The organism is Stenotrophomonas sp. YJH_SMC_110, assembly GCF_059369255.1.
This window is the reverse complement of sequence record NZ_JCAFSM010000006.1, coordinates 57365-74178: the sequence shown is the minus strand read 5'-3', so window position 1 is coordinate 74178 and position 16814 is coordinate 57365. Positions and strand designations below refer to the sequence as shown.

The window sequence follows — 16814 nt, the reverse complement described above, 5'->3', positions numbered from 1 at the left end:
CATCCTAGGAATGTGAGTTGATCCAATGAATGAAAGCCTGACCAGATTCGATAGCGGCACCTTGGTAACATGGAAGCGCCTCGCGCCGCTCACTATTTCGGTTGTCCTGTTGTTCTGGGCATATCTGCGCTTCAACAAAGGGTTCGCGGTAGATGATTCCTACATCACGTTCCGGTATGCGCAGAATGCATTGGCGGGTCATGGCTTCGTCTTCAACGTAGGCCAGCACTACTACGGATCAACCGCAACCGGCTACGCCATGCTGCTCGCCGGCATAGTGAAGTTGCTGTCGTTCGTGCGCATTCTAGTCGACATCCCGCAGGTATCGACCTTCCTCTCAGCGTTGTCGGTCGCTGGGATCGCCTGGATCGCTGGGCGAGCCTGCCTCTGGAATCGCTCGTTGCTCGGGCAGGTCGCAGCGGTTGCAGTAGCTGTGTTCATTGTGGTCCTTCCGCTGTCCAGTTCGGTATCTGGCCACGAGACATATGCCTTCACCGCGGCGCTTGCGGTGGGCAGCTACCTGATCATCATGAGACGCGCGTTGTTTGCAGGGGCACTGATGATGGTGCTCGCGATGACGCTGCGCCCGGACTCGCTGTTGTTCGTCATCATCCAGTTCTCAGGCCTGGTCTTCGCCTTTGGCGTTGACCGGACACAGTCCCGCTACACCCTGCGGCAGATCTGCATTGCGGTGGGCATCGTCCTGATCGGGATGCTGGCGTGGGTGGTGGCGATGAAGCTGTATTACGGTACCTTCTTCCCGGGCACGATGGACGCAAAGAAGGCCCAGGTGCAGATGGGCTATTGGCCGCTGTTCAAGATCAGCACCGTCGTAACGGCGCTCGACCAGCTGTTCGCGGGGCGCTACTGGCTATTGCTGCCGGTGCCGGCACTGGTCGCCGCAGGTGTATTCCTGCGACAGTTGCGCGCGCGACTGCCAGGTCCGTTGGTCAATCCTTTGATCCTTTACTGCGCGGTCTGGCTCTTGTTCGCACTGGGTGTCGTATGCGCCTATACCCTGTTCAAGGTGACGTTGTGGACGTGGTACGTCGCGCCGATCGGTTTCGGGCTGTTGCTCTCAGGCGTATACGGCGCCAACTACCTCGCGCAGCAGCGGGTAGCCAGTGCCGCCAGTGTGGGCCAAGTGCCGAGCACACCTGGAACGTGGGCATCCTTCATCCTCGTTTTCCTGCTGGCGGTCGGCCTGTCGATCACGCCGCGGATTGACCAGCAGACAACGACGTTCGCAACCAGCCGAAACGTCAACGGGCACCTGACAAGCTATGACCCGATCATGTATTACCTGAAGAAGCATGAGCCTGCTGGTACGAGCGTGGCCATCGCTGAGCCGGGCACCTTCGGATACAAGCTGGGTCCTGACTACCAAGTGCTGGACGTGCTCGGTCTGGCAAGTCCGGGTGTAGCGAAGGCTCTGCGCGCTGGAGACTTCAACTACACGGTGACAACCTGGAAGCCCAAGTACGTAGTGACGAGTTGGCAGGGCAAGTACAACCCTGACCAGCAGCCCGGCTTCTTCGATCACTACGAACTTGTGGGAGAGTTCCGGGAGCCCTACTGGGATGTGCTGCTGAAGCAAGGCGCCATGCTCTACCGACGTAAGGACGACGCAACGGCTCACTGATTCAGTGGGGGGCCGGGTTCTTCCACAGCGAGGCCCGGCCATTTCCTCTCGTACGCCCGCCGTAGGATCGGGATGCCGACCGACATGGTCTCTTTGGCTGCGGCGTCATCGCTCCAGTAAAGTGCAGCATTGCGCTCTATGACCGTGGGGATCGGCATGTGCCTATCCCTTATATCCCTGTATGCCAGCGCCTTGCTGGAAGAGTGCTCCTTGGTGTATGTCGTGCGCCAGAATTCGGCCTCGACCCAGCCAGTCCCCAATGCAAGCGTAAGCAGAACACCAACGGCTCGCGTGGCCATCGGCCGGTTTCGGCCAGCAAGCGTCAGCCATGCCAGAATCGGAACTAGCATGGAGATTGCGCCATAGTGCATAGCCAACCCAGGTTGCCAGCCGCCCTGGTACTGCGCACGTCCCCACGCAACGGCGCACAGCTGGAGCATGACGGTAAAGACCAAGAGTGCGCAGACGCGGGCGGCAGGATTTTCTTGCCCAGCGCGCAGTCCAGCCAGCACCGCGGCTGCCGCAGCTACGCCGATGATCGCTGCTGCGAGGTACACATTCCAGACTGGCAACAGGCTCGCACCGATCAAGCCCGCAAAAAACTGTCCGAACGCAGAGGGAGAGGGGGCTGCCTCACCCGCACCGGCCCGTGACCATGAAAACCACAGCAATGCCAGAAGCAGACTGGCCAAGCATAGCGCGGCAATGAAGTATGGGCCGCGCTGCGTCTTCGTTGTGCGCAGCCATGCCAGCGGGAGCATGAACCCGGCCTGCAAGAGGCCATTCAATCCACACAAGCTGGACGCAATGACCGCCAGAATCGCCACGGCCAGATGCCATGGGCGTACGGAATGACGGACAACTGCCCACGCAAATACGCAGACAAAGAGCGCGCTCGACAGAAACTGCAGGTGAAATCCCCACATGGCGTAACCGGCCATCGGGTTGAAAAGCAGGATGGGAATCATCCCATCCCATACGCTGGTGCATCCGCGGAGATTGCGGGCGACCTGCAGAGTGATGAGGCCGATCGCTGTAGCTATAAAGAGATTGAGGATGACCAGTGATCTGAAGTCGAAATCTGATGCGTTGAGCAGGGCCCACTGCACGGCCTTCTGCAGAGGAATCCTGTGGTCTCCATGCTGCTCCCAAAGCCAGGCCCACGGAACCCCACTCTGTGCCGCGACAGAGGTTACGTAGTACCACTCATCTGCAAATGGGTAGACCTGAAGGTCTCCGAAATGCCGGGCGATCTGCACAATCGGCAAGGCAAGCAACAACGCGTAGGGGAGCGAGCGATTCGCAATGTGCCAATGGATGGAGGACGACGAGCGGTTTGAGGGCTGTATCATGGCAAATGACTGGCGGCAGGCCGTCCCAGCATACTCCTTGCAGTCACGTTGGATCGTGCTGCCTGGAAAATACGAATCTCGCATCCAGCTGATACTTCACGATATACCCGATGCAGAGACCCACGATCCCACCGATGTAGCGCATCGCGTCGCTTTCGAACACAAAATGGAATACGGTCTCCGTTCCCCAGAATATGACCGTAGTTGCCAGGCCCATCAATGTGTAAAGAATGAAAGTCTTGGCTTCGTGCTTGTGGTCGCGCGAACGATGGTCGAATACAAATCGCTTGTCGAGGATGTATTTGCAGACGAGCCCGGTACCCGTACCAAACGCCATCGAGAGCGCAACTGCCCAAGGCCCTGAATACACGGCGATGGCCAAGGCCTGTGAACCAATGTTCACAGCGATCGACAACGCTGCGAATGCTGCGTAGATCGCTACGAGCTTAGTGCGGGTCACAGGCGGACCTTCCGGAACATCCGCTCGGGGATGTGCTTGATGACTTGCATGATCAGCCACCAGAATCCGGGAAGATAGGCGACAGGGCGTCGCCGGTCGATCGCCTTGACGATTCCCTTTGCAACGTTGTCCGCAGACGCCCAAAGGGGACCCTTCTTGAAGGAGGCAGTCATCGGCGTGTCAACGAAACCTGGCTTGATCGTCAGAACGTTGATGCCTTCGCTCTGCAGGCGTTGCGACAAGCCGCTCATGTACGCGGTGACCGCAGACTTCGCGCTCCCGTAAAGGTAGTTGCTGGCGCGGCCCCTGTCTCCAGCAACAGATGAGATGACCGCGATGGTCGAACCCGCCTGTATTCTGGAAGTCAGCTGGTGTGCAAGTGCGATAGTCGCGGTTCCGTTGACATGGAACTCGCGTAGCGCAACATCGACGTCCGCATCGCAATCCGCTTGTGAGGGAAGCGTTCCGTGCGCGATAAGGGCAACATCGATCTGCCCCAGGCTCTGCATTGCCTCATCCAGGATCGCAGCATGGGCGCGAATGTCGGCCACATTCAGTACGGAAGAGGTCACCCGCGCTGCACCACGCGTTAAGAGATCCGCCGCGATGATGTCCAGTTTCGCGCTGCTGCGGCCCACAAGGTGCAGTGCACTGGCGCGTTGTGCATAGCAACGCGAAACGCTTTCAGCAATGGCCGAAGTGGCGCCGATGATCAGGATCTTCTGCATATTTACTCCGTCATACGTCGCCAGAAATCTGACGAAAATCTAGGATCCATGTGGCTTTCAAAGGCGCTGAGCGCGTGCCCATACCCTTGCTGGAAAAGCTTGGGCGCCATGCGGGCATCCTTGGCCGGGTACAGGGTTCCACCCGCTTCAGTGACGATATCGTCCAACCTGCTCAGCAACTTGAAGACACTGGGCCCAGTGTTTGGGAAATCGAGCGCAAGGGTTGTGCCCGGCCGGGGGAAGGAGAGCAACCCGCTGGAACTGATGTCCCCGAATTCCTTGAGTACCGCGAGAAAGGAGCCGTTGCCGCTGTCGGAGATTGCCCGCAGCAGACTCGCGGTCGCGTCCTTGGCGCAGGAAGGTGGAAGCACGCATTGATGTTGCAGGAACCCTCGGGGGCCATACATACGGTTCCAGTTCCCTATTCCATCCAACGGATAGAAATAACCCTGATAATGCTGCTGACGACGCTGGCGCAGGGCCAGCTGCCGCCAATAGTAGGCAGTGTTGAACGGCCGCAGGGTGAGCCGGTTCACCAGCGATACCGGTGGCGTGGCAGGGAAGGACAATCGTTGCCGCCCGCCGGGGACCGGTGCTAACGGGTCGCCGGGCGCATGGTCGCTGCGAATGAAATGCCCGCGACCGAGCCTACTGCCTTTTGCCAGGCAGTCGATCCACGCGACCGTGTATTCGTGCGTGGAGGCGGACTCTGCAGAAAGTGCGAAGAACTCATCGAGTGAGCCGAAGCGGACTGTTTCAGTGTCGAGCCAGGGTCCTGGGACACGTCGCAGCTGGATTTCGCAGCGGGTAATGAGTCCGGTCAGCCCCAGGCCCCCGATAGTGGCTCGCAGCCGTTCGCTTCCCGTTCCAGCAGCGAGATGTTCTCTTGATCCATCCGAACGCAGTAGCTCAATCGAGCGCACGTGGTGCCCGAAGCTGCCTGCGACGTGATGGTTCTTGCCATGCACGTCATTGCCGATGGCCCCGCCCAGCGTGACCCAGCGCGTACCAGGCGTAACGGGGAGAAACCATCCGTGAGGTAGGACCAGCGAAATGACATCAGCCAGGGTGACGCCCGCCTCCGCTTCGAGTACGCCAGTGCAAGGATCAAAGGAAATGAAATGGTCCAAGGCACGGGTGGTAAGCAGACTTCCGCCGGCGTTCAGGCAGCTGTCGCCATAACTACGGCCGTTGCCACGAGGAAGCGCGGCTCCACTGAAATCAGGCAGAGGCGCAAGCCGACCCGCCACGGGTAGGTTACGCTGTCCGTAGGCGACGGGAAAGCGGCCCCATGAGCTGAACTCGCTGCTCATATGGCGATCAAAAGCGCCAGCAGTCCCAGGGCGCCGACCACCTGGCTTACGCGGTCTGTCGCGGCGAACACGATGGGGTCATCGTGCATGTCGCCACGGTGCGCAACGACCCAGACGCGGCTCACCCAGTACAGCAGGATCGGGCACAGCAGCCACAGAAGCTCCGGCCTGCTGTAGAGCTGGATGCTGGCAGGACTGTTGATGTACAGGGCGAACACCAGGACCGCCAGGTAGCCCGCGCTGGTTCCCATTGACTGGATGAGCGGCAGGTCATTGACACTGTATCCCCGCCCGATAGCGGTTTCCTTGCCACTGCTCAGCGCTGACTCGAGTTCACCATACCGCTTCACCAATGCCAGGCTCAGGAACAGGAACATGGAGAAGGCTAGCAGCCAGAACGACATGTCTGCATTGATGGCGACTGTTCCGCCGATGATCCGGACGGTATACAGAGCTGCAAGCAGGACGACATCGATCATGACGATCCGCTTCAGCTTCAACGAATAGCTGAGCGTCATGATGTAGTAGCCCACCAGGACCAAGGCGAACTTCCAGTTGCAGGTCAGTGCAAGTGCAAAACCGCTCAGCGTGAGCAAGGGGGCGGCAAACAGGCCCTGCAGGATGGGAAGCCGGCCTGCAGCAAAGGGGCGAAGGCGCTTGCGTGCGTGCAATCTGTCGGGGGTAAGATCCAACAGGTCGTTCAGGACGTAGACGCCCGACGCGCACAGGCCGAATGCAAGGAATGCCACCACGCCTTGGATGATCGCATCAATATCGAAAAAGCGGTGTGCGGTGAGGAGCGGAACCAGCACGAGCAGGTTCTTGAGCCATTGATAAATGCGCAGCGCCTTTACCCAGGTCTTCAAGCCTTCCCGTGCGCGTGGCAGGGTGCTTCCCACCGTGGTGACCTTTGCTGCGGCCACTGCCAGCGAGTCAGCACCATTGACTACGATCGCCGAGGCTGCATGCTTCCAAACCTGCAGGTCAACGCGCCCGTTGCCGAGATAGTCAAAGCCCCGCTCACCGAAGCGCTCCACGAGCGCCCCCGCCTTGCGATGCCCGGCCAGGTTACGGTTGCCGTCGCTGCACAGCACCTCCTCGAAGAGCCCAAGGTGTTCTGCAATCGGAGTTACCAGCAATGCATCCGACGCAGTGCAAAGCACGCGGGGTCGTTGTGGGGTGGTCCGCAACAGTTCCAGTACGCGCTCGTCATACGGCAGCGTCTCCGGCGGCAGCGTTGTGCGTTTGGCCAGTTCACGCTTCAGTGCCGCCTTTCCCTTGAGCAGCCAGAGCGGCAGCATGAACACGTAGAGCGGATTCTGTGCGAGTAGAGCGAGCAATGACTCATACAGGACGTCAGAGCGCAGCAGCGTTCCATCCAGGTCTACGCAGAGGGGACGACTATCGGTGCTCACGCGGCAGCGCTCCCCACGGGACGGATTGGCTTGGACTGCATAGGTTCCATTTCCGGATGCAAAGGACATCCAGTATAGCGGCAAGTCCAAAACCTCCCGGCGCATGCGTGCCGGGAGGTTCGCGCTGTTTACAACGCCTTTTCCAGCTCCGGCAGGATCGCAAACAGATCCCCCACCAGGCCGATATCGGCAATCTCGAAGATCGGCGAATCCGGATCCTTGTTGATCGCCACGATCGTACCGGCGTCCTTGATGCCGGTCAGATGCTGGATCGCACCGCTGATGCCCACCGCCACATACAGCTCCGGGGCGATGATCTTGCCGGTCTGGCCGACCTGCAGGTCGCTCGGCACGTAGCCGGCATCAACCGCAGCGCGCGAGGCACCGACGGCGGCACCGAGCTTGTCGGCCAGCTGGAAGATGACCTTGAAGTTCTCTTCCGAACCGACACCACGGCCACCGGAGACCACGCGCCTGGCGCTCTGCAGGTCCGGGCGGTCGCTGGCACCAGCGGCGAGGCCGACGAAGCGGGTGTGGGTCGGCAGGGCAGCATCGATGCTGGCCGCTTCGATGGTGGCGCTGCCGCCCTGGGCGGCTTCCGGCCACGAGGCGGCACGCACGGTGGCGACCACGATCTGGTCGGCCGGGGCTTCCACGGTGATGATCGCGTTGCCGGCGTAGATCGGGCGCTTGAAGGTGTGGCTGCCTTCAACGCTCATCAGGTCGGAAACCTGGTTGACGCCCAGCAGGGCGGCCACGCACGGCATCAGGTCCTTGCCGAAGGTGGTCGACGGGCCGAACACGTGGGTGTAACCCTTGGCCAGCTGCGCGATCTGCGGTGCCAGCACCTGGGCGATGGCCTGCGCGTTGGCAGCGTTGGCCACGGTCAGGACCTTGGCGACGCCAGCGATCTTCGCGGCCTCGGCAGCCACGGCAGCCGGATCGGTGGCCAGCACCAGCACGTCGATGCTGGCGCCGCTGATGGCGGCAGCAGCGCTGACGGTCTTGGCGGTGGCGGCGTTGAGCTTGCCGTCGTGGTGCTCGGCGATGACGAGAATCCTGCTCATTACAGCAACCCCTTCTGCTTGAGTGCGGCAACCAGTTCGGCCGCGTCCTTGACCATCACACCCTTGCTGCGCTTGGACGGCGCGGCGTACTGGGTGGTCTTGAAGGTGTCGGCGGCTTCAACGCCGAGGTCGGCCAGCTGCAGGGTCTCCAGGGGCTTGGCCTTGGCCTTCATGATGTCCGGCAGCTTGATGAAGCGCGGCTCGTTCAGGCGCAGGTCGGTGGTGACCACGGCCGGCAGATCGACTTCCAGCGTTTCCAGGCCGGCGTCGACTTCGCGGGTCACCGTGGCCTTGCCGTCGGCAATGTCCAGCTTGCTGGCGAAGGTCGCCTGCGGGCGCCCCCACAGCGTGGCCAGCATCTGGCCGGTCTGGTTGGCGTCGTCGTCGATCGCCTGCTTGCCCAGGATCACCAGGTCCGGCTGTTCCTTCTCGATCAGCTTGAGCAGGGTGCGCGCGGCGGTCAGCGGCTGGATGGCCTGGTCGGTGACCACATGGACGGCGCGGTTGGCGCCCATGGCCAGGCCGTTGCGCAGGTGCGCCTGGGCATCGGCCGGGGCGATGGTGGCGACCACGACTTCGCTGGCGATGCCCTTGTCGCGCAGGCGCAGGGCCTCTTCCAGGGCGATTTCATCGAAGGGGTTGGGGGACAGCTTGACGCCGTCGGTGACCACGCCGGAACCGTCCGGCTTGACCTGAATGCGGACGTTGTAGTCCACCACGCGCTTGTACGCGACGAGGATTTTCATCTGGTACGGGGTCCTTCAATAACGGAGAGAACGTCCGGTCCTCGCACAGCAACCGGTTCGGGGGTGGGACCCCGATTCTAGCTGGCTTGAGGGGACCATGCGAATGCGTATGGTCTTGTAGTGATGCTGCGCCGCCGCATAGCTTTGGCTTGAAGGCAGCTTTCTGATGTCATGTTCACGTCATGCAGGCAGTCGTGAAGGTTTCCCCGATGTATCCTGTCCCGCTATGTCGGGCACCGTGGGTGCCTGTGGACGTCATCATTGAACAGGAGATCAGGTAGTGCCCACATGGCTTGTCACCGGCGGTGCCGGCTTTATCGGCGGAAATTTCGTCCTCGAGGCAGTTGCCCGTGGCATCAAGGTCATCAACCTCGACGCCCTGACCTACGCCGGCAACCTGAAGACCCTGTCCAGCCTGGACGGCAACCCGAACCACGTGTTCGTGCAGGGTGACATCGGCGACGGTGCTCTGGTGACCCGTTTGTTGGCCGAGCACCAGCCCGATGCGGTGCTGAACTTCGCCGCCGAGAGCCACGTCGACCGTTCCATCGATGGCCCGGGTGCCTTCATCCAGACCAATGTGGTGGGCACTCTGGGCCTGCTGGAAGCGGTGCGTGACTACTGGAAGGCGCTGCCGGCCGAGCAGGGCGCGGCCTTCCGCTTCCTGCACGTATCGACCGACGAGGTGTACGGCACCCTGGGCGAGACCGGCAAGTTCAGCGAAACCACGCCGTACGCCCCGAACTCCCCGTATTCGGCGTCGAAGGCCGCTTCGGACCACTTGGTGCGTGCGTTCCACCACACCTACGGGCTGCCGGTGCTGACCACCAACTGCTCCAACAACTACGGTCCGTACCACTTCCCCGAGAAGCTGATCCCGCTGGTGATTGCCAAGGCGCTGGCTGGCGAACCGCTGCCGGTGTACGGCGATGGCAAGCAGGTGCGCGACTGGCTGTTCGTGTCCGACCACTGCGAAGCGATCCGCACCGTGTTGGCCAAGGGCCAGGTGGGCGAGACCTATAACGTCGGCGGCAATTCGGAAAAGCAGAACATTGAAGTGGTGCAGGCGATCTGCGCACTGCTGGACCAGCGCCGTCCGCGCGAAGACGGCCAGCCGCGCAGCAGCCAGATTACCTACGTCACCGACCGCCCCGGTCATGACCGCCGCTATGCGATCGATGCCTCGAAGCTGAAGAACGATCTGGGCTGGGAACCGGCCTACACCTTCGAACAGGGCATCACCTTCACCGTTGACTGGTACCTGGACAACCAGGAATGGGTCAACGGCGTGCTGGACGGCAGCTACCGTCTGCAGCGCATCGGCACCGCAGCCTGAATCCAGGAGATTTCATGACCCAGCGTAAAGGCATCATCCTGGCCGGGGGCTCCGGCACCCGGCTGTATCCGATCACCAAGGGCGTCAGCAAGCAGCTGCTGCCGGTGTACGACAAGCCGATGATCTATTACCCGCTCAGCGTGCTGATGCTGGCGGGCATCCGCGAGGTGCTGATCATCAACACCCCGCACGAGCAGGCGCTGTTCCAGCAGCTGCTGGGCGACGGCTCGCAGTGGGGCATGGACATCCAGTACGCGGTGCAGCCGAGCCCCGATGGCCTGGCCCAGGCCTACCTGATCGGCCGCGACTTCGTCGCCGGCAAGCCGAGCTGCCTGGTGCTGGGCGACAACATCTTCCACGGCCACGGTCTGCGAGAAGTGCTGCGCAACGCCGACCAGCGCGAGCAGGGCGCGACCGTATTCGGCTACTGGGTCAACGACCCGGAACGCTACGGCGTGGCCGAGTTCGACAAGGACGGCAAGGTCATCGATCTGGTCGAGAAGCCGGAGAATCCGCGATCGAACTACGCGGTCACCGGCCTGTACTTCTACGACGGCAGTGCCAGCGACTATGCGGCCGAGCTCAAGCCGTCGCCGCGTGGCGAGCTGGAGATCACCGATCTGAACCAGCGCTACCTGCGCGAGGGCCATCTGCATCTTGAGGCGCTCGGCCGTGGTTACGCCTGGCTCGATACCGGCACCCATCAGTCGCTGCTTGAGGCGTCCAACTTCATCGAGACCATCCAGACCCGTCAGGGCCTGCAGGTGTGCTGCCCGGAAGAAATCGCGTTCGGCAAGGGCTGGATCAACGCCGAGCAGCTGGAAGCACTGGCTGCGCCGCTGATCAAGAATGGCTACGGCCAGTACCTGCACAAGCTCGCCCTGCGTGGAGTCGTTCCGTGAAAGTGATTGAAACCAAGTTGCCCGGCTGCGTGGTGATCGAGCCGGCGGTGTTCGGCGATGCCCGCGGTTATTTCTTCGAAACCTGGAACGCCGAGCGCTTCGCCGCGCTGGGCCTGCCGGACCGTTTCGTGCAGAGCAACGTGTCGACCTCTGCGCAGGGCGTGCTGCGCGGCCTGCATTACCAATGGCCGCGGCCGCAGGGCAAGCTGGTCAGCGTGCTGGAAGGCGAGGTCTATGACGTGGCCGTGGATATCCGCCGCGGTTCGCCGACCTTCGGCCAGTGGGAAGCGGTGGTGCTGAGCGCGGAGAACAAGAAGCAGTTCTGGATTCCGGAGGGCTTTGCCCATGGCTTTGCCGTGTTGTCCGAGCGTGCGGTGTTCAGCTACCTGTGCACCGAGGTTTATCTGAAGGACTTCGATGCAGGTGTCCGCTGGAACGACGCCGACATTGCCGTGGACTGGCCGGTCAGCGCACCGACCCTGTCAGCCAAGGACGAGAACGCACCGTTCCTGAAGGACATTGCTGAAGATCGCCTGCCGGTCTACGTGCCATGACCGTGCTGGTGTTCGGTGGCAACGGGCAGGTGGGCCAGGAGTTGCTGCGCGCGCTGGCGCCGCTGGGGAAGGTGATTGCAACCACGCGCAGCGGCCAACTGCCCGACGGAAGTACCTGCGAAACGGCCGATTTCGGCCAGCCCGACAGCCTGCCGGCATTGCTGGACCGCGTGCAGCCGTCGCTGGTGGTCAATGCGGCCGCCTATACCGCAGTTGATCGTGCGGAGCAGGAGGTCGAAGCTGCCTTCGCTGCCAATGCGCAGGCGCCGGGCGTGATCGCGCGCTGGTGTGCGGCGCATGGCGTGCCGTTCGTGCATTACTCCACCGACTACGTGTTCGACGGCCAGGGCAGCGCGCCCTACCGCGAGGACGAGCCGACCGCACCGCTGGGCGTGTATGGCACCAGCAAGCGCGATGGCGAGGACGCGGTGCGCGCGGCCGGTGGCCGCCATCTGATTTTTCGCACGGCGTGGGTGTATGCCTCGCACGGCGCGAACTTCCTGCGCACGATGTTGCGTGTGGGTGCAGAGCGTGACGTATTGCGTGTGGTGGCTGACCAGATCGGTACGCCGACGCCGGCGGCGCTGATCGCCGATGTCACCGCGCAGGCACTGCAGCATCCTGGACAGTTGTCGGGTACCTGGCACCTGACCGCCAGCGGCCAGACCAGCTGGCATGGCTTTGCCGAGGCCATATTTGCCGAGGCGTTGGCCAGCGGCGTGTTGGCCAAGGTGCCGACGGTCGAGGCGATTCCCACTTCCGAGTATCCGACCCCGGCCAGGCGCCCGGCCTGGTCGGTGCTGGACAACCGCAAGCTGCAGCAGGATTTCGGCGTCGTGCTGCCGAGCTGGCAGGATGGCCTGAAGCGGGTGATGGCGGAGCTGGCCTGATGGCCGTAGCGCCGGGCCAAGCCCGGCGACGCAGCGCTGCCGGGCCGATCAGGAACGGGTCAGAGCCCGTTGCGCAGCAACGGGATCCGACCCCGGGCAAACCTCAGCTGCGCCCGTAGGTATCCTCGAAGCGCACGATGTCATCCTCGCCCAGGTAGCTGCCGGACTGCACTTCGATCAGTTCCAGCGGCAGCTTGCCCGGGTTGCGCAGGCGGTGGGTCACGCCCAGCGGAATATAGGTGCTCTGGTTCTCGCTGAGCAGGATCACCTCGTCACCACGGGTCACTTCAGCGGTGCCGCTGACCACGATCCAGTGTTCGGCGCGATGGTGATGCATCTGCAGGCTCAGCGTGCCGCCGGGCTTGACCGTGATCCGCTTGACCTGGAAGCGCTCGCCGTTGTCGATCGAATCGTAGGCACCCCACGGGCGATAGACCTTGCGGTGCCAGGTGGCCTCGCTGCGGCCCTCGGCCTTCAGCTGCGCCACTACGGTCTTGACCTCCTGCATGCGATCGGCCTTGCCGACCAGCACCGCGTCGTCGGTTTCCACCACCACCACGTCATCCAGTCCGACCAGCGCCACCAGGCGCTGTGCGTAGGCATAGGTGTTGCGGCAGTCGATGGCGATCACGTCGCCCTGGTGGGCGTTGCCATCGCCGTCCTGCTGCGAGACATCGCGCAGCGCGGTCCACGAGCCGACATCGTTCCAGCCGGCATCCAGTGGAATCACCACGGCATCGGCGGTCTTCTCCATCACCGCATAGTCGATCGAATCGGACGGAACGGCAGTGAAGCCCTCCTTGTCCAGGCGGGTGAAATCGGCATCGCGACGCGCCTGCTGCCAGGCCTGGCGGCTGCCGGCGAGCATGGCGGGCTGGAAGCGTTCCAGCTCCTGAAGGTAGCGCGAGGCCTTGAACAGGAACATGCCGCTGTTCCAGTAGTACTGGCCGCTGCTGACGTAGCGGGTGGCGGTGCCCAGGTCGGGCTTCTCGACGAAGCGCTCGACCGCGCGCAGGCCCTGGCCATCGGCGGCCTTGATATAGCCGTAGCCGGTTTCCGGGCCGGTCGGCACGATGCCGAAGGTCACCAGCTTTCCGGCTTCGGCGGCAGCGGCGGCGGCCTGGACGGCGCTGCGGAATGCAGTCTCGTTGTTGATCACATGATCGGAGGGCAGCACCAGCAGCAGCGCGTCGCCGCCGTCGCGGGTGGCTTCCAGCGCGGCCACCGCGATCGCCGGTGCCGTGTTGCGGCCGACCGGCTCAAGGATGATCGCGGCTGGCTCGGCGCCAACCTGCTGCAGCTGCTCCGCGGCTACGAAGCGATGCTCTTCGTTGGCGATCACCAGCGGTCCACGCGCGGCGATCGGCGCCACGCGCTTCCAGGTAGCCTGCAGCATCGTCAGTTCGCCCGCCAACGGCAGGAACTGCTTTGGGTACGCCTCGCGCGACAGCGGCCACAGGCGGGTACCGGATCCACCGGACAGGATGACGGGCTGGATGCTGCTCATGCGTCCCTCGGTTACTGCTGGATGAGGCGGGAGATGTCGTCGGTACGTGCCTGCATCAGTGCGGCATCGCCCCGGGCTTCAACATTCAGGCGCAGCAGCGGCTCGGTGTTGGAGCTGCGCAGGTTGAAGCGCCAGTCGCCGAAGTTGGCACTGATGCCATCGGTGTGGTCCAGCGTGGGCGACTGCGCTGCGAAGTGCTCCATCACGCGTGCGACGGCGGCCTTGGCATCGCTGACCTTGAAATTGATTTCGCCGCTGCACGGGTAGGCAGCCATGCGGTCTTCGACCCAGTCGGCCAGCGAGCGCCCGCTTTCGGAAACCAGCTGGGCGATCAGCAGCCACGGAATCATGCCCGAGTCGGCATAGGCGAACTCGCGGAAATAGTGGTGGGCGCTCATCTCGCCACCGTACACCGCGTCTTCGGCGCGCATCTTTTCCTTGATGAAAGCGTGGCCGCTCTTGCACTGCACCGGTACGCCGCCGGCCTGTTCGACCATGTCCACGGTGTTCCAGACCAGGCGCGGGTCGTGCACGACCTTGCCGCCGGGATTGCGCGCCAGGATTGCCTTGGCCAGCAGGCCGACCAGGTAGTAGCCCTCGATGAAGCGGCCGGTATGGTCGAAGAAGAAGCAACGGTCGAAGTCACCGTCCCAGGCAATGCCGAAATCGGCACCGTGTTCGCGCACGGCGTCGGCGGTGGCGGTGCGGTTCTCCGGCAGCAGCGGGTTGGGAATGCCGTTGGGGAAGCTGCCGTCCGGCTCGTGGCAGATGCGGATGAACTCGAACGGCAGGTGCGGCGATAGCAGGTCGACGATGGCCCCGGCACCGCCGTTGCCGGCGTTGACCACCAGCTTCAGCGGTCGCAGCTTGCCAGCGTCGACATAGCTCAGCAGGTGCTGGATGTACGCGCTCTTGTCGTGCTGCGCGCTCTGCGCGGCGCGCGGCGGCTGTGCCGCGGACGTATCGGCGGCAACCGCATCGGAAATCGCGAACAGGCCAGTATCGGAGCTGATCGGTCGTGCGTTTTCCTTGACCAGCTTCATGCCGTTGTAGTCCATCGGATTATGGCTGGCGGTGACCATCACACCGCCGGCCGCGCCCAGGTGGTCGGTCTGGAAATAGACCTCTTCCGTGCCACACAGGCCGATGTCGATCACCTCGCGCCCGGTACCGCGCAGACCTGCGGCCAGTGCATCCTGCAGCGCGGGGCTGGTCAGGCGCACGTCATGGCCCAGCACCACCGGGCCCGGCGCAAGCTGCGCCGCCAGGGCAACGCCGATGCGGCGGGCCAGATCTTCGTTCAGTTCTTCCGGCACGCGGCCGCGGATGTCATAGGCCTTGAAGGCGGGCAGGGGCATTGATCGGGATCCTTGGGTGGCTCAGCACGCGATTGTAGTACCTGTCTTGTATGGGAAGCGTTTCCATGCCGCAACGCCACGTGACCGCCTGCCGTGCTGGCCTAGAATGGTGTGATTACATCAACGAAGTGAGGGCGTAGATGAGCAATCCGGCAACGACCGGCGGAAAGCGCGGCAAGCGCTTCGCCAGTGCGACGGAGGCCCTGCAGGGGGTGGTCGCCGATGGACAGACCCTGGCCGTGGGCGGCTTTGGCCTGTGTGGCATCCCCGAGGCGCTGATCGCTGCGCTGCGCGACAGTGGCGTCAAGGGCCTGACCGTGATCTCCAACAATGCCGGTGTCGATGGCTTCGGACTGGGCCAGCTGCTGGAAACCCGGCAGATCAAGAAAATGATTTCGTCCTACGTGGGCGAGAACAAGGAATTCGAACGGCAGTTTCTGGCTGGTGAGCTGGAGCTGGAGTTCAACCCGCAGGGCACACTGGCCGAGCGCCTGCGTGCCGGTGGTGCGGGTATTCCGGCATTCTTCACTGCCACCGGCTATGGCACGGTGGTTGCCGAGGGCAAGGAAACCCGCGAGTTCGACGGTAAGCACTACGTGATGGAGACGGCGCTGCGCGCCGATGTGGCACTGGTCAAGGCCTGGAAGGCCGACGAGGCCGGCAACCTGGTGTTCCGCAAGACCGCACGCAACTTCAACCCGGCCTGTGCGATGGCCGGCAAGGTCTGCATCGTGGAAGTGGAGGAGGTGGTGCCGGTCGGTGCCATCGACCCGGACCAGGTGCACCTGCCAGGCATCTATGTGCACCGCATCGTGCACAACGCGCATCCTGAGAAGCGAATCGAACAGCGCACCATCCGCGTGGAGGGCAACTGACATGGCGTGGACCCGTGACGAGATGGCGGCACGCGCCGCCCAGGAGCTGATCGATGGCGCCTACGTGAACCTGGGCATCGGCCTGCCGACGCTGGTTGCCAATCACATTCCCGAAGGCGTGGATGTGTGGCTGCAGTCGGAGAACGGCCTGCTCGGCATCGGCCCGTTCCCGACCGACGCTGAAGTCGACGCGGACCTGATCAATGCCGGCAAGCAGACGGTTACGGCGCGTGCCGGTGCCAGCTACTTCGGCAGCCACGACAGCTTCGCGATGATCCGCGGTGGCCATGTGAACCTGGCCATCCTTGGCGCCATGCAGGTCACCGACAAGGGTGACCTGGCCAACTGGATGGTGCCCGGCAAGATGGTCAAGGGCATGGGCGGGGCAATGGACCTGGTCGCCGGCGTGCAGCGGGTTGTGGTGCTGATGGAGCACACTGCCAAGAACGGCGAGCACAAGATCCTGGCCGAATGCACGCTGCCGTTGACCGGCGTGGGCGTGGTCGACCGCATCATCACCGATCTGGCGGTGTTCGACGTGACTGAAAAGGGCCTGTTGCTGGTGGAGGCCGCGCCGGGTGTCAGCGATGAAGAGCTGAAGGAAAAGACCGGCGTCGCGTTCCGGCGCGGCTGAGGCTGCAAGGGCGGCCAAGCGTGCCGCCCTGCTTC

Annotated in this window: 16 protein-coding genes; 7 read left to right on the top strand and 9 right to left on the bottom strand. The window is 63.0% G+C overall.

The window, feature by feature from the left end:
• The first annotated feature begins 25 nt into the window (after positions 1 to 25).
• The gene (locus AC5P6H_RS12625; protein WP_481453297.1) at positions 26 to 1642 is read left to right on the top strand and encodes a DUF8728 domain-containing protein; all 1617 of its coding nucleotides are present in this window, start codon (positions 26 to 28) and stop codon (positions 1640 to 1642) included.
• Here AC5P6H_RS12625 and AC5P6H_RS12620 read toward each other — a convergent pair.
• The 7 genes from AC5P6H_RS12620 to AC5P6H_RS12590 all read right to left on the bottom strand — a co-directional run bounded on the left by AC5P6H_RS12620 (position 1636) and on the right by AC5P6H_RS12590 (position 8723).
• A complete protein-coding gene (locus tag AC5P6H_RS12620; protein WP_227864107.1) occupies positions 1636 to 3078 on the bottom strand; it encodes a hypothetical protein in 1443 nt (480 codons plus the stop codon). The genes AC5P6H_RS12625 and AC5P6H_RS12620 overlap by 7 nt on opposite strands.
• Positions 3038 to 3454, bottom strand: a complete 417-nt coding sequence (locus AC5P6H_RS12615) for a GtrA family protein (protein WP_227864106.1) — start codon at positions 3452 to 3454, stop codon at positions 3038 to 3040. The genes AC5P6H_RS12620 and AC5P6H_RS12615 overlap by 41 nt, the downstream gene beginning before the upstream one ends.
• Entirely contained in the window at positions 3451 to 4182 is a 732-nt protein-coding gene (locus AC5P6H_RS12610; RefSeq protein ID WP_227864105.1) for an SDR family oxidoreductase, read from the bottom strand. Before AC5P6H_RS12610 ends, AC5P6H_RS12615 begins: the two co-directional genes overlap by 4 nt.
• A 2-nt stretch (positions 4183 to 4184) precedes the next feature.
• Positions 4185 to 5495 carry an FAD-binding oxidoreductase gene (locus tag AC5P6H_RS12605; RefSeq protein ID WP_227864104.1) on the bottom strand — a complete coding sequence of 437 codons (1311 nt, stop codon included), beginning with the start codon at positions 5493 to 5495 and terminating at the stop codon, positions 4185 to 4187.
• Positions 5492 to 6910, bottom strand: a complete 1419-nt coding sequence (locus tag AC5P6H_RS12600) for a UbiA family prenyltransferase (protein ID WP_495202700.1) — start codon at positions 6908 to 6910, stop codon at positions 5492 to 5494. Before AC5P6H_RS12600 ends, AC5P6H_RS12605 begins: the two co-directional genes overlap by 4 nt.
• Positions 6911 to 7038: 128 nt before the next feature.
• Positions 7039 to 7977, bottom strand: a complete 939-nt coding sequence (locus tag AC5P6H_RS12595; protein ID WP_495202699.1) for an electron transfer flavoprotein subunit alpha/FixB family protein — start codon at positions 7975 to 7977, stop codon at positions 7039 to 7041.
• On the bottom strand, positions 7977 to 8723 hold the full coding sequence (locus AC5P6H_RS12590; RefSeq protein WP_014035896.1) for an electron transfer flavoprotein subunit beta/FixA family protein: 747 nt from the start codon (positions 8721 to 8723) through the stop codon (positions 7977 to 7979). The genes AC5P6H_RS12595 and AC5P6H_RS12590 overlap by 1 nt, the downstream gene beginning before the upstream one ends.
• A 280-nt stretch (positions 8724 to 9003) precedes the next feature.
• Here AC5P6H_RS12590 and rfbB point away from each other — a divergent pair, with 280 nt between their 5' ends.
• From rfbB to rfbD, 4 genes are read left to right on the top strand one after another with little or no spacing between them, the layout of a single operon-like run.
• On the top strand, positions 9004 to 10059 hold the full coding sequence (gene rfbB, locus AC5P6H_RS12585; protein ID WP_014645855.1) for a dTDP-glucose 4,6-dehydratase: 1056 nt from the start codon (positions 9004 to 9006) through the stop codon (positions 10057 to 10059).
• A gap of 14 nt (positions 10060 to 10073) precedes the next feature.
• Positions 10074 to 10961 (top strand): glucose-1-phosphate thymidylyltransferase RfbA, encoded by an 888-nt coding sequence (gene rfbA / locus AC5P6H_RS12580; RefSeq protein WP_032957912.1) that lies wholly within the window; start codon positions 10074 to 10076, stop codon positions 10959 to 10961.
• Positions 10958 to 11515, top strand: a complete 558-nt coding sequence (gene rfbC, locus AC5P6H_RS12575) for a dTDP-4-dehydrorhamnose 3,5-epimerase (protein ID WP_004141806.1) — start codon at positions 10958 to 10960, stop codon at positions 11513 to 11515. Before rfbA ends, rfbC begins: the two co-directional genes overlap by 4 nt.
• Positions 11512 to 12405, top strand: coding sequence for a dTDP-4-dehydrorhamnose reductase (gene rfbD / locus AC5P6H_RS12570; protein ID WP_495202698.1), 894 nt, complete (start codon positions 11512 to 11514; stop codon positions 12403 to 12405). Before rfbC ends, rfbD begins: the two co-directional genes overlap by 4 nt.
• A 103-nt stretch (positions 12406 to 12508) precedes the next feature.
• On the opposite strand, the gene AC5P6H_RS12565 is transcribed toward rfbD, so the two are convergent.
• Together AC5P6H_RS12565 and AC5P6H_RS12560 are read right to left on the bottom strand one after the other, a co-directional pair.
• Positions 12509 to 13912 (bottom strand): mannose-1-phosphate guanylyltransferase/mannose-6-phosphate isomerase, encoded by a 1404-nt coding sequence (locus AC5P6H_RS12565; protein WP_495202697.1) that lies wholly within the window; start codon positions 13910 to 13912, stop codon positions 12509 to 12511.
• Between the two features lie 11 nt (positions 13913 to 13923).
• A complete protein-coding gene (locus AC5P6H_RS12560; RefSeq protein ID WP_495202696.1) occupies positions 13924 to 15270 on the bottom strand; it encodes a phosphohexomutase domain-containing protein in 1347 nt (448 codons plus the stop codon).
• A 140-nt stretch (positions 15271 to 15410) separates the two neighbouring features.
• Here AC5P6H_RS12560 and AC5P6H_RS12555 point away from each other — a divergent pair, with 140 nt between their 5' ends.
• The gene (locus AC5P6H_RS12555; protein WP_495202695.1) at positions 15411 to 16145 is read left to right on the top strand and encodes a CoA transferase subunit A; all 735 of its coding nucleotides are present in this window, start codon (positions 15411 to 15413) and stop codon (positions 16143 to 16145) included.
• Between the two features lies 1 nt (position 16146).
• A complete protein-coding gene (locus AC5P6H_RS12550; RefSeq protein WP_329857858.1) occupies positions 16147 to 16779 on the top strand; it encodes a CoA transferase subunit B in 633 nt (210 codons plus the stop codon).
• Positions 16780 to 16814: the final 35 nt, after the last annotated feature.

Excerpts from the sequence above, each read along its gene's own strand:
- AC5P6H_RS12625 (WP_481453297.1), top strand. The coding sequence starts at position 26 with ATGAATGAAAGCCTGACCAGATTCGATAGCGGCACCTTGGTAACATGG.
- AC5P6H_RS12620 (WP_227864107.1), bottom strand. The coding sequence starts at position 3,078 with ATGCGAGATTCGTATTTTCCAGGCAGCACGATCCAACGTGACTGCAAG.
- AC5P6H_RS12610 (WP_227864105.1), bottom strand. The coding sequence starts at position 4,182 with ATGCAGAAGATCCTGATCATCGGCGCCACTTCGGCCATTGCTGAAAGC.
- AC5P6H_RS12605 (WP_227864104.1), bottom strand. The coding sequence starts at position 5,495 with ATGAGCAGCGAGTTCAGCTCATGGGGCCGCTTTCCCGTCGCCTACGGA.
- AC5P6H_RS12595 (WP_495202699.1), bottom strand. The coding sequence starts at position 7,977 with ATGAGCAGGATTCTCGTCATCGCCGAGCACCACGACGGCAAGCTCAAC.
- AC5P6H_RS12590 (WP_014035896.1), bottom strand. The coding sequence starts at position 8,723 with ATGAAAATCCTCGTCGCGTACAAGCGCGTGGTGGACTACAACGTCCGC.
- rfbA (WP_032957912.1), top strand. The coding sequence starts at position 10,074 with ATGACCCAGCGTAAAGGCATCATCCTGGCCGGGGGCTCCGGCACCCGG.
- rfbD (WP_495202698.1), top strand. The coding sequence starts at position 11,512 with ATGACCGTGCTGGTGTTCGGTGGCAACGGGCAGGTGGGCCAGGAGTTG.
- AC5P6H_RS12565 (WP_495202697.1), bottom strand. The coding sequence starts at position 13,912 with ATGAGCAGCATCCAGCCCGTCATCCTGTCCGGTGGATCCGGTACCCGC.
- AC5P6H_RS12560 (WP_495202696.1), bottom strand. The coding sequence starts at position 15,270 with ATGCCCCTGCCCGCCTTCAAGGCCTATGACATCCGCGGCCGCGTGCCG.
- AC5P6H_RS12555 (WP_495202695.1), top strand. The coding sequence starts at position 15,411 with ATGAGCAATCCGGCAACGACCGGCGGAAAGCGCGGCAAGCGCTTCGCC.
- AC5P6H_RS12550 (WP_329857858.1), top strand. The coding sequence starts at position 16,147 with ATGGCGTGGACCCGTGACGAGATGGCGGCACGCGCCGCCCAGGAGCTG.